Genomic DNA, 11,966 nt, shown 5'->3' on the forward strand with positions numbered 1-11,966 from the left:
TTATAAATCCTAGTAAGTGCAACAAGTCAGTGACGATCTCGTGTGATTGAGAGAATAGGGTATTTCATCTGTTGAATAAAATGATATATTTGCAACTTAATATTTCATATTCTGCAATAACGGTTTTGTGAGGGACTAAAATGGATATTCGAAGCTTGGAATTGTTCCAACATTTGGCCAGTAGCTTACATTTCAGTAAAACTGCTGAGGCGTTATTTGTCAGCCCTTCAACCCTTAGTCGTGTCATTCAACGCCTTGAGGATGACTGCGGCACGCCACTGTTTGTGCGGGACAATCGAAAAGTAAAACTCACCGCCGCTGGAGCAAAATTACTGCGCTTTTCACAGCAAACCTTATCTGAATGGAAGAAAGTCAAATGGGAGCTGCAACAAGATCACGAGCAAATTCAAGGCGAATTAAGTTTGTTTTGTTCAGTGACGGCCAGCCAAAGCCATTTGCCAAAATTACTTGATAGCTTTCGTCACCAGTATCCCCAAGTAGAGATAAAGTTAAACACCGGTGACCCTGCTCTATCTGCTAGTAAGGTGATGAAACAAGAGGTGGATGCAGCCATTGCCATCCATACCCCCGATTTTCCCCCTGACTTGACGTTCTTACCCCTTGGCGAGGTGCCTTTACTGCTTATCGCACCAAAAGAAACACAGCTAACCCGTTTGAGCCAAGTGGATTGGCGTGAGCATTCTGTCATTCTGCCCGACTCGGGGCCATCAAAACGAATTGTGCATCACTGGTTTGCTGAGCAAGGTATTCGCCCTCGCGTGTACGCAACAGTTGCGGGTAATGAAGCGATTGTAAGCATGGTCGCGCTGGGTTGTGGCTTGGGTATTGTGCCTGAAATAGTGTTAGATAACTCCACCATAAGCCAACGGGTAAACCGCATTCGATTGGATGATATTGAGCCGTATCAAATTGGATTGTGCTGTATCAGTAAGCGGCAAAGTGAGCCTGCTATTCAGGCTCTATTTAACTGCTAACGAATAAATTACATTTTCAGTGCTGGCGGAGTTTTTTTGCCCGTGCGCAATCGCCAGCGAGTGAAGCCCAAACAAAATAAAGCCAATACGATTAAGCCACAAATTACCCACAAAATTCGAAGTGCCATGCCCCCTACACTGCCATTGTGTAAAGTATGCAACCAACCTTTTATGTTATTTGCAGGGCCATGTTTCCACGCAGAAAATATATTAATGATCTGGCCTGAATCGGCATCCACGTATACAAAGGTATTGGGGAACCGATGAGATGGATCTTCAGGTATTTGGAAGCGAAACGTATAGAATCGTTGAGCGCTCAAATTGTTGTCGGGGGTTTGGATCCAAGCGAGACGTGATTGCTGCAGGTTAGCGCCATTTTCAGCAACTTTTGCCTGTCTGGCTGCGGTAATTGCATCAGAAATCGGCACTGTGTGCTGTATTTTCGTACTCGCAACACCGCTTAGTTTTGAGGGGGTTTGCACAGGTGAAAACAGTAGTTCCAGGACCTTATTCGTTTTTTGTGGCAGGGATAGCATGACTCCGGTGGCAACAAGCAGGAACAAGGGAACGATGCTCGCGAGTCCTAATATTTTGTGCCAATCGTAAAGCAAACCGATACGTGTGCGGCGTCGTTTAAATTTGAACGCCATAGGCCACTGGCCTTGCTTCGGCCACCATGAAACTAATCCGCTCACCAGCAAAAATAATGCTGCTAAACCTATATAGCCTATGACGAAAGTGCCTGTTTCACCAAAGAGCAATGTGTAGTGTAAATTGTATAGCCAAGTGGCTAAATAGTGTCCCCAATAGTCTTCGCGAAGCACTGATAGGCCATCGTTAGTTAACCACACCATTAACGGGGCAAACCCTTCACTGCGAGTTTCTATGGGGTTGTAATAGCGAGCTGACATTGCTCTTTTGCTGCCACTAACCTCAATTCGCCAAGGGCCTTTTTTATCTGGATAGCTATTATTGAGCGTATGTAATGCGCTGTCCCAACTGCTATCTGTGGCCAGTTGTGAACGTTCGAGTTCTGGGTGTAGCCAAGTATCTATCTCAACGTAAAATACTAACATCGTCCCTGATAGGCATATTATTGTCAGTAAAACGCCGAGACTTAAGCCTAACCATAAGTGAAGCCTTCTGGTGTATTTACGAAGTGAAATTGAATGCAATGTTGAGCCTTGATGCGCTAGGTGTTTTGTTTTTAGCTAATACCAACTCCCATAAATTATCGCTAAGTGGCTAATTATTTAACAGAGTCGGTAGAATAAGGGCTACTATAGCCGTGATTGAGAAAGCATAACCTGAAAGGTTTTTAATTCACAAGAAACGCCCACATCCAGTGAAAATTTAATTGTAAGCAAGCTGCGCCAACATACGATCAAAGGCCCGATAATTAAGTGCTTCGGCCAAATGTTGGCGGCTTATGTGCGGCTGGTTAGCAAGGTCTGCAATAGTGCGGGATACCTTCAACACTCTATGGTAAGTACGAAGTGACAAGCCTAACTTTTCAACTGCAACTTGCAAAAAACGTTGATCGTCACTTGAAAGCTGACAGTGCTCTTGTACCTCTTTGCTGCCAAGCAAAGTGTTGGGTTTGTTGCTGCGCGAAAGGGCGATATTGCGTGCAAAAACGACTCGCTCTCTGGTTTCTTTACTGCTACACCCTCGGCTCTTAACTTGCTCAGAGAACTCATTGCCATTGAGTTTAGGCACATCAACTTGTAAATCGATACGGTCCAAAAAAGGACCTGAAATTCGATTTAAATAACGCAATATTTGGTCAGCAGTACAGCGCCCGTCATTAAGACTGCCCGTTGGGCTTGGATTCATCGCCGCGACTAACTGAAACTGAGCCGGAAATTGCGCTTGCCTAGCGGCACGCGAAATAGACACCGTGCCCGACTCTAGCGGCTCTCGAAGTACATCAAGCACTTTGCGATCAAATTCTGGCAATTCATCTAGAAATAGCACGCCGTGATGAGCGAGGGATATTTCGCCTGGTCTTGGCACGCTGCCACCACCGACTAATGCGACGGCCGAGCTCGTGTGATGGGGGTGGCGAAAAGCGCGCTGCTTCCACGTTTGTGGATTAACCGGTTTGCCTACGATCGAATGAATGGCAGCGCTGGCGAGGGCTTCTTCATCCGTCATGGGCGGTAAAATAGTGATCAACCGACTGGCCAACATCGTTTTACCTGTGCCAGGTGGGCCAGTGAATAACAAGTTGTGCCCGCCGACTGCGGCTATTTCTAGTGCGCGTTTTGCTGAACTTTGCCCGACCACATCTTGTAAATCAACGCCGTATTCGGCTTCTTGCGAGATGTTGTTTGATGTAAACAAGGGGAGAGTTTTTTGCTTGCCCAAATGGTGAAATACGTCAAGCAATTGATAAGCAGGGACTATCTTCGCGCCGTTGATAAGAGCCGCTTCATTCGCATTTTCAGCGGGTAATATGGCGGTGCGACCTTCCTTAAAACACGCATAAGTAAACGGCAATGCGCCTTTGATGGGGCGTATTTCGCCGGAAAGTGCAAGTTCCCCTACTAATTCAATGCCCTCTAGGCTTGCGCCTTTAAGTTGATTACTAGCAGCTATAATACCGATAGCGATGGCAAGATCGAATCGCCCGCCTTCTTTCGGTAAGTCTGCGGGGGCTAAGTTAACGGTAATACGACGAGCAGGAAATTCGAAGCCTGAATTTATCAGGGCGCTACGTACGCGATCTTTGGCTTCGCGCACTGATGCTTCTGGCAAGCCAACTAAGTTAAAACAAGGCAGCCCGTTGGCTAAGTGCACTTCTACAGTGATAAGCGGTGCGTCAATGCCGACACTCGCTCTTGAAAATACTACCGCTAATGACATAAGCAAGGCCTTTTGCACGTCAAACTAGAATGCCATAAGGCTAGTCAAGTGAGCAGGTTAGCGCCACTTAGCATAAGAAGCCAAGCGGTTTAAGGCATCAATCCATGTGTTCGGGATTAAACACAGGTAAATGCCAGTGCCATTTCATGGCGGCTAAACGGGTGGTTAATGTGACCGCAAAGCCAATGATCATGCAGCTATAAGTGGATAGGTCTAAATAAAATGCCGCGATGTACGTGGCGCCACCAATGATACATGCCGTTGCATACAAATCGCCCTTTAAGACTAATGGGATCTCGCGACAAATCACGTCACGAATTAAGCCACCAAACACAGCCGTCATGGTACCAAGCGCAATTGCAATAAACGGGGATGCGCCGTAACTAAGGGCTTTTTGTAGACCCATGACATTAAAAAAGGCCAAACCAAATGCGTCAGCAACTTGCAAATATCGCAGGGGAAAGCGATGGCTAATACGTAGCCATATGATGGTACAAAGCGCTGCGCCAAGAATAGCGAAGAAGAAGCTATGGTCCTGCACCCAAAATACGGGTAAATCGAGAATAATGTCACGCAAGGTACCGCCACCAATTGCCGTCACGGAGGCTAAAACAACGACGCCAAAGCCATCCATGTGTTTTTTATAGGCCATTAAGGTGCCAGACACGGCAAAAACCGCCACGCCCATCAAATCAATCCAATGTAACCAGGTACTCATATTATTCTCACTGCTATTTGAGGCTGAATGATACCGATAAATGACAAATTCTAAATAGCCAAACTCAGTGTTTGTGTATAAACGACACAAAAAAAGCCTATAGCATTGCTTGATCCGTTGTGGGGGTTCGTGTTACCAATATAGGCAGTGACGATTTACCCAATTTAAGTTAGAAATTTATCTAATGTTCTATTCCGACTCGTGCAGCAAAGTAATTATTTTGGTGACAGTGGTGGAGACATGTTCTCCGCGGGGATAGATCTGAATTAACGTCAGACAATTTTAACCCCCCGCACGAAAGTTCGGGGGGTTTTTTGCTTTTAGCAGCAACATTTTCCGATATATCAATTTCGACGACCGGACGAGGTTTTTCGCGCATACCGTTTCACCTGCGACCTCGACGGATTTTACACTATTAATAAACAATTTAAGTTAGAGAGAAGAGACAATGCCAAAGTTACGTTCAGCAACCACAACCCAAGGTAGAAATATGGCCGGTGCTCGCGCGCTTTGGCGTGCGACTGGTATGAAAGACGGGGATTTCGGTAAGCCAATTATTGCGGTGTCTAACTCATTTACTCAGTTTGTACCGGGTCACGTGCACCTAAAAGACATGGGGCAGTTAGTGGCGCGTAGTATTGAGGCGGCTGGTGGTGTGGCAAAAGAGTTCAATACTATTGCGGTCGATGACGGTATTGCTATGGGTCACAGCGGTATGCTTTACAGCTTGCCTTCTCGCGAAATCATTGCTGACTCGGTTGAGTATATGGTTAATGCGCATTGCGCCGATGCGATTGTGTGTATCTCTAACTGCGACAAAATCACCCCTGGCATGTTAATGGCGTCAATGCGCTTAAATATTCCGGTAATATTTGTTTCTGGTGGTCCAATGGAGGCAGGTAAAACCAAGCTTTCAGATCAAATCATTAAATTGGATTTGGTGGATGCCATGGTAGCGGGTGTTGATGACAACGTTAATGACGAGCAAAGTGGTGAAATTGAACGTTCTGCGTGCCCTACATGTGGCTCTTGCTCAGGTATGTTCACCGCTAACTCAATGAACTGCTTAACGGAAGCGCTTGGTTTGTCATTACCAGGTAATGGTTCAATGCTTGCGACGCACGCTGACCGCGAAGGTTTATTCAAACAAGCGGGTACGCAAATTGTTGAGTTGTGCCGCCGTTATTATCAACAAGAAGATGAATCAGTTTTACCGCGTAACATTGCCAACTTTAAAGCATTCGAAAATGCCATGAGTCTTGATATCGCCATGGGCGGCTCAACCAATACGATTTTGCATTTATTGGCGGCAGCGGTTGAAGGTGAAGTGCCTTTTACTTTGGACGACATTGATCGCTTATCTCGCAATGTACCCCACCTATGTAAGGTTGCGCCATCTACCCCGCAATACCACATGGAAGATGTCCATCGTGCAGGTGGTGTGCTTGGCATATTAGCCGAGTTGAATCGCGCCGGATTGTTGCACGAAGACACCCCACACGTGTTAGGCAAATCTATCGGTGAAGTGATAAGTGAGTGGGATATAACCTTGCCTGAAAACGCTCACGCTCTCGAGTTCTTCCGTGCAGGCCCTGCTGGCATCCGTACCACGAAAGCATTTAGCCAAGATTGCCGCTACCCGACTGCTGATACTGACCGTGAAAACGGTTGTATACGTAGTCGTGCCAATGCGTTTAGCGAAGAAGGTGGTTTGGCAGTGTTGTTTGGTAATATTGCTGAAGCGGGCTGTATTGTAAAAACAGCCGGTGTGGATGAGTCCATTCACGTATTCACCGGTCGCGCACGTATTTATGAAAGCCAAGACGACGCAGTGAAAGCCATTTTAGCCGACGAAGTGATTGCTGGTGACATAGTGGTGATTCGCTACGAAGGCCCTAAAGGTGGCCCAGGCATGCAAGAAATGCTGTACCCCACGACTTACTTGAAAGCCAAAGGGTTAGGCAAAAAATGCGCACTTATTACTGATGGTCGCTTCTCAGGCGGTACGTCTGGTTTATCGATTGGTCATTGCTCGCCTGAAGCCGCTAGCGGTGGTGGTATCGGTTTAGTGGAAGAAGGCGACAGCATGACCATTGATATCCCACAGCGTAAAATTGGTGTTGATATCAGTGATGAAGAGCTTCAAGCAAGGCGCGAAAAAATGGAGCAAAGTGCTAATCCTTGGAAGCCAGTCAGCCGTGAGCGTAAAGTATCACTCGCGCTTAAGGCGTACGCCTTACTAGCAACAAGTGCCGATAAAGGTGCTGTGCGCGACGCAAGCAAATTGGAAGACTAATGACCACCAGTGCCCAAGAATATTTAAAAAAGATTTTAATGTCGCCAGTGTATGACGTGGCGGTTAACAGCGAGTTTGTCCATCTAGACAAATTCTCCGCTGTTTTAGGGAATGATGTATGGCTTAAACGGGAAGATCAGCAACCGGTTAAGTCGTTCAAATTGCGTGGGGCATATAACAAGATAAGTCACTTAGATGATGAAGCGCTAAACGCGGGGATAATTACCGCATCAGCGGGCAATCACGCCCAAGGTATTGCTTATTGTGCCTCTCGCAAGAATATTCAGGCCACTATTGTGATGCCGGAAACCACCCCTGACATTAAAGTGGATGCGGTGCGTAACTTCGGTGGTGCCAACGTCAATGTGGTGCTTCATGGTACTAGCTTCGATCAAGCCAGTGAAGAGTCTAAACGTTTGGCTGCGCTGCATGGCTATACCATGATCCCGCCATTTGATGACCCAGACGTTATAGCCGGGCAAGGCACCATTGCCAAAGAAATGCTTGAGCAAAACCCGAATCTGGATATCGTCTTCATCGCAGTGGGTGGCGGCGGTTTAGCCGCAGGCATGAGTGTGTATTTAAAGCAGCTCAAGCCTAGTATTAAAATTGTCGCCGTTGAGTCCAGCGAATCTGCTTGTTTGCAAGCGGCTTTAACAGCCGGTGAGCCTACTCCACTGCCCTTTGTAGGGATTTTTGCAGACGGTGTAGCAGTGAAGACCATAGGTACTGAAACATTTCGTTTGTGTCAGCAATACGTAGATGAAGTCATTACCGTTAACAATGATGAGCTGTGCACGGCAATCAAAGATATTTTCGATGATACCCGAGTTATTGCTGAGCCTGCAGGCGCGTTGTCAGTTGCAGCCATGCGCAAATACGCCAGGCTAAATGACGTCAAAGGTAAAGTTTTTGGTGGCGTGCTATGTGGCGCTAATATTAATTTTCACACTTTACGTTACGTGTCTGAACGCTGTGAATTAGGTGAGCAAAAAGAGGCCGTATTTGCAGTTAAAATCCCTGAGAAAAAAGGTGCGTTTAAGCACTTCTGTGAACTGCTCGGTGGTAAAATTATTACTGAGTTCAACTATCGTTTCTCAAGCGAAAAAGAAGCGCATATTTTTGTAGGTGTGAAACTGCGAAGAGGCCAAGAGGAATTTGCTGAGTTGATGGGCACTTTGAGTGCGAATGACTACCCTTGCTTGGACATGTCAGACAATGAAATGGCTAAACTGCATGTGCGCTATATGGTCGGTGGCCGTCCGCCTGCACTACTTCATGAGCACTTGTTTTCGTTTGAGTTCCCTGAACAGCCGGGTGCACTAATGACCTTCTTGAAAACCTTGGGCGAACGCTGGAACATTACTTTGTTCCATTATCGTAACCATGGTGCTGCGGAAGGTTTAGTGTTAGCGGGTTTTGATTTCCCTGATAGCGAACGTGCTGATTTTGAGCAACACTTAGCGCAACTCGGCTATCAATACGCCGAAGAAACCGAAAATCCTGCCTATAAGTTTTTCTTATCAGACGTGAACGGTATTTTTAGCTAATAATTAGCGGCTACCGGTTAATAAAAAATGCGCTCGGTTAATCACCTAGCGCATTTTTTATGTGCTCAATATTCACTCATTAGCCCATAAGCCATTTAAATTTGCTGAAGTCGTTGGGTGATCTCAGGCGAAATTAATTCCTCAACACTTGCTAGCAGTGCTTGGCTAGTATCTGAATGCTCCAACTGCCCTTCGCTAGATGCGTTAATTAATTCGTTATCTTTCAAGGCGTGAATGAACGTAGACAGTACATTTTTGTCGAAAAACTCCGGTGAATTAATGCCATGTAACGCCGCTAAGCGTTCGGCAAACTCCCTACTTTGTTTCTCGAGTCGACCTCGGCTAATGGTTTGTTCCTTTTTAAGGATGGTCAGCACGGCAGCATAACGTTGCAGGGTTTCTTGGATACTGCGATTAAGCAACCAAAATGAATAAAAGGCCTTGCTGGTGGCCGCGGGTGGGCACACTGTGTCACCTTCAGCGCGTAACAAACCCATATCGATCATGGTACTAAGTAAGCGGTCCGTGTAATCCATTGCTTCTTCGTGGCTCATATAAATAAATAGCTCGCGCTGCAGTAAAGGATAAAGTTGGCCAACAAGAGCTATAACATGCTGTTTTGCTAAGCCTTTGTGAGCAAACACAATGGCGCTGACTAAACCTGGTAGGGCGAACAAGTGCAAAATATTATTGCGATAGTAGGTCAATGCCACCGCATTTTTGCGTTTTAGGGAGATGATAGTGCCAAAGCTGTCTTGGGATACTTCCAGCTTATTGAGCTTTAACGTACTTTCTACCAGTGCTTTGCCATCAAGCTCAGGGATGCTGGATAACTCACTGTAAGGCGCAGCCTTTAATAAGCCTAAGTAGTCGTCAATGGCGCGTTCGAGTTCGTCCTGTGCCATTGCGTGCTTCTTAGCAGAAAGTAAGCACATGGCACACAGTGACATACCGCTGACAGCAGCCGCTTGGTTGATTCGGCCCATTACATCATTGGCTAAGGTATTAACGGCAGGTGTTAACCAGCGTGGTTTTTTATCAGGCTCTAAATTCTGTGCATCACGCCAATCTGGTACTTCACCATCAAGAAAGTTGCTCAAATTAATCGGATCACCGAAATTTAAAAATCCGTTTCCGTAGTTTTTCAACTTGCGTACCGCAGAGAACACCTGAAAGAAAGACTCTTTCTTTTTGTCTGTGCCTTTAAGCTCTTTCAAGTAGCTTGAGACTTCCATTACGTGCTCGTAGCCAATGTACACAGGCACAATACTGACGGGGCGGTTAATGCCTTTAATCAGCCCCTGAAGGGTCATGGCTAACATACCCGTTTTAGGCGGTAGTAAGCGACCTGTTCGACTTCGGCCTCCTTCAGGGTAATACTTCACGGAATAGCCTTTGTTGAAAAGTAACTCCAGATACTCTCTAAATACCGCGGTATACAGCTTATTGCCGGCGAAGCTGCGACGTAAGAAGAATGCCCCACATTTTCGTAAAATTCCGCCAATCGGCCAAAAGTTAAGATTGATACCCGCAGCAATATGCGGTGTCACTAAACCTTCGTGATAGATGACATAGGTTAAGAGCAGGTAGTCCATGTGGCTTCTATGGCACGGTACATAGATAATTTCGTGGCCATTTTGCGCTAACGCTCTGACTTTATCGGCATGTTTTACTTCAATGCCATTGTATACTTTGTTCCATATTTTTGTGAGTAATCGGTCGCCAATTCTTACTAGCCCTTCGCGATAATCTGCGGCAATTTCATCTACATATTTCTTCGCTTTGGCTTGTATTTGGTGGTTTGACTGCTTCTTGCTGCGCGCTTCGTCGCTGACTGCTTGACGAACTGAATCTGCGCCTAATACCGCGTTATATAATTCTTGTCGCTCGAGTAGCATTGGGCCTATAAGATTCTGGCGACGGCGATGAAAATGCGTACCTGCTAGGCGGATAAGCTTGTGGCCTATTTCTTCATCACTGCCTTTTAAATCTGCCATGGTACGGGAGGATACGGCCTTGCTGTAACAAACGAAATTATCTCTACCTAAAAACAGCACAATAAAAAACTTACGCAACCAGTTAGGCGACACCTGATTGGCGATAATATCTGACCAGCCGGATAGTTTTCGACCGGGTGCTCTGCCCCAAAAAATGGAAACAGGTACGATTTGCAAATCTAACTCCGGGTGTTCTCTGTGTATCTGGAACAGACGAGTCACATCATCCGCAATTTTGGTGATCTTTACTTTTCGAGTAAGCAAAGAACGTGGTTGTTGTAAAAACAAACATGCGGGTAATTCCTTACCACCGATTTGCACCGCCTCGGAGGGCTTAGGCAATCCTAGGGAATTAGTAGAAATTTTTAAGGCAAATTGATCAGTGACCGAGTGTGTGCGTAATAGGTAAATAATGGGTTTGGTGGTGTCGATCCCAAGTTCGGTCGCTATATCTGTTGGTATGCTATTGACTTTAACCAGCCATTTTAGCGGAACAGATATCATTGTTAGCAGCAGTTTATGCAGCCATGCCATAAGAGTGGTACCTAGATAATAAAAGACTTCCATAGGATACCACGTTATTCGGCTTTTCCACCCCGCGTAATCAGTTTACAGGTCAGAGGTCTTATAGAAAATTACCTTTGTTAAACAACAGAGAAGAAAAATTTGAGATTTAGCAACGACTGTATATACTCACAGTTAAACTGTATGAAACAACAGGCTGTGTATGCGTCCACTAACTCCCAGACAAGAAGAAGTCTTGCAACTGATTAAAACCACTATGCTAGAAACAGGCATGCCGCCAACACGTGCAGAAATAGCACGGCACCTTGGTTTTAAATCAGCAAATGCGGCTGAAGAACACCTCAAGGCTCTGGCTCGTAAAGGAGCGATTGAGATATTGCCCGGCACGTCAAGAGGTATCAGACTCACTGAGCCTTTAGAAGATCAATTAGAAGACCAAGGTCTGCCGCTTATTGGCCGTGTTGCTGCCGGTGAGCCCATTTTGGCTCAAGAGCATGTTGAAATGCATTACAAAGTTGACCCAAATTTATTTAAACCCAGTGCTGATTTTTTACTTAGAGTTAGCGGTATGAGTATGAAAGGCATTGGTATTTTAGACGGTGACTTGCTGGCCGTGCATAAAACAACGGACGTACATAATGGACAGGTGGTCGTTGCGCGAGTAGATGAAGATGTAACCGTTAAACGGCTAGAGCGAAAAGGTCGACAAGTCGTATTACATGCTGAAAACGAAGATTTCCAACCTATTAAAGTCGACTTAGCGACGCAGCCTTTTAATATTGAAGGCATCGCGGTTGGTGTTATTCGTAATGCTGACTGGATGTAGTTGAAGGTTTTTTAAGCAGCTTGTTGTTAAATTATTGGTTATTTTCGAGCTTCGCAATGGAGTTCGAAAATATTATTTTATCCCTTGAATACATCCCTTCTCACCTACCCTATATTACTTTTTTGTATATCATTTAACTCGGTCGTTTGTTATTAAGTTGTTAACGTAACACACTGATAGGCTGGTTAAAA

Annotated in this window: 9 protein-coding genes; 5 read left to right on the forward strand and 4 right to left on the reverse strand. The window is 45.7% G+C overall.

Annotated elements, in window-relative coordinates; translation table 11 throughout:
* Window positions 1-140 precede the first annotated feature (140 nt).
* Complete coding sequence (gene ilvY / locus GMES_RS21615; RefSeq protein WP_006994967.1) at window positions 141-995, forward strand: HTH-type transcriptional activator IlvY; 855 nt, start codon at window positions 141-143, stop codon at window positions 993-995.
* An 8-nt stretch (window positions 996-1,003) separates the two neighbouring features.
* On the opposite strand, the gene GMES_RS21620 is transcribed toward ilvY, so the two are convergent.
* A complete protein-coding gene (locus GMES_RS21620) occupies window positions 1,004-2,161 on the reverse strand; it encodes a PepSY-associated TM helix domain-containing protein (RefSeq protein WP_226990357.1) in 1,158 nt (385 codons plus the stop codon).
* Between GMES_RS21620 and GMES_RS22905 the strand changes: the two genes are divergently transcribed.
* The gene (locus GMES_RS22905; protein ID WP_006994969.1) at window positions 2,092-2,244 is read left to right on the forward strand and encodes a hypothetical protein; all 153 of its coding nucleotides are present in this window, start codon (window positions 2,092-2,094) and stop codon (window positions 2,242-2,244) included. The two genes, GMES_RS21620 and GMES_RS22905, sit on opposite strands and share 70 nt — an antisense overlap.
* A gap of 104 nt (window positions 2,245-2,348) precedes the next feature.
* Here GMES_RS22905 and GMES_RS21625 read toward each other — a convergent pair whose 3' ends face one another.
* Complete coding sequence (locus tag GMES_RS21625) at window positions 2,349-3,863, reverse strand: YifB family Mg chelatase-like AAA ATPase (RefSeq protein ID WP_006994970.1); 1,515 nt, start codon at window positions 3,861-3,863, stop codon at window positions 2,349-2,351.
* A 97-nt stretch (window positions 3,864-3,960) separates the two neighbouring features.
* On the reverse strand, window positions 3,961-4,581 hold the full coding sequence (locus tag GMES_RS21630; RefSeq protein WP_006994971.1) for a trimeric intracellular cation channel family protein: 621 nt from the start codon (window positions 4,579-4,581) through the stop codon (window positions 3,961-3,963).
* A 448-nt stretch (window positions 4,582-5,029) separates the two neighbouring features.
* Between GMES_RS21630 and ilvD the strand changes: the two genes are divergently transcribed.
* Entirely contained in the window at window positions 5,030-6,877 is a 1,848-nt protein-coding gene (gene ilvD, locus GMES_RS21635; protein WP_039988015.1) for a dihydroxy-acid dehydratase, read from the forward strand.
* Complete coding sequence (gene ilvA, locus GMES_RS21640) at window positions 6,877-8,427, forward strand: threonine ammonia-lyase, biosynthetic (protein WP_006994973.1); 1,551 nt, start codon at window positions 6,877-6,879, stop codon at window positions 8,425-8,427. The genes ilvD and ilvA overlap by 1 nt, the downstream gene beginning before the upstream one ends.
* Window positions 8,428-8,522: 95 nt before the next feature.
* Here the strand turns inward: ilvA and plsB are convergent, their stop codons facing one another.
* On the reverse strand, window positions 8,523-10,958 hold the full coding sequence (gene plsB / locus GMES_RS21645; RefSeq protein ID WP_006994974.1) for a glycerol-3-phosphate 1-O-acyltransferase PlsB: 2,436 nt from the start codon (window positions 10,956-10,958) through the stop codon (window positions 8,523-8,525).
* Between the two features lie 193 nt (window positions 10,959-11,151).
* On the opposite strand from plsB, the gene lexA reads away from it, so the two are divergent.
* Entirely contained in the window at window positions 11,152-11,775 is a 624-nt protein-coding gene (lexA, locus tag GMES_RS21650) for a transcriptional repressor LexA (RefSeq protein WP_006994975.1), read from the forward strand.
* The last annotated feature ends 191 nt before the right edge of the window (window positions 11,776-11,966 follow it).

It is taken from the genome of Paraglaciecola mesophila KMM 241 (assembly GCF_000315015.1).
Classification (GTDB): Bacteria; Pseudomonadota; Gammaproteobacteria; order Enterobacterales; family Alteromonadaceae; genus Paraglaciecola; species Paraglaciecola mesophila.

Coding starts and splice junctions, on each gene's coding strand:
- lexA (WP_006994975.1), top strand. CDS start 11,152: ATGCGTCCACTAACTCCCAGACAAGAAGAAGTCTTGCAACTGATTAAA.
- plsB (WP_006994974.1), bottom strand. CDS start 10,958: ATGGCATGGCTGCATAAACTGCTGCTAACAATGATATCTGTTCCGCTA.
- ilvY (WP_006994967.1), top strand. CDS start 141: ATGGATATTCGAAGCTTGGAATTGTTCCAACATTTGGCCAGTAGCTTA.
- ilvA (WP_006994973.1), top strand. CDS start 6,877: ATGACCACCAGTGCCCAAGAATATTTAAAAAAGATTTTAATGTCGCCA.
- GMES_RS21625 (WP_006994970.1), bottom strand. CDS start 3,863: ATGTCATTAGCGGTAGTATTTTCAAGAGCGAGTGTCGGCATTGACGCA.
- GMES_RS21630 (WP_006994971.1), bottom strand. CDS start 4,581: ATGAGTACCTGGTTACATTGGATTGATTTGATGGGCGTGGCGGTTTTT.
- ilvD (WP_039988015.1), top strand. CDS start 5,030: ATGCCAAAGTTACGTTCAGCAACCACAACCCAAGGTAGAAATATGGCC.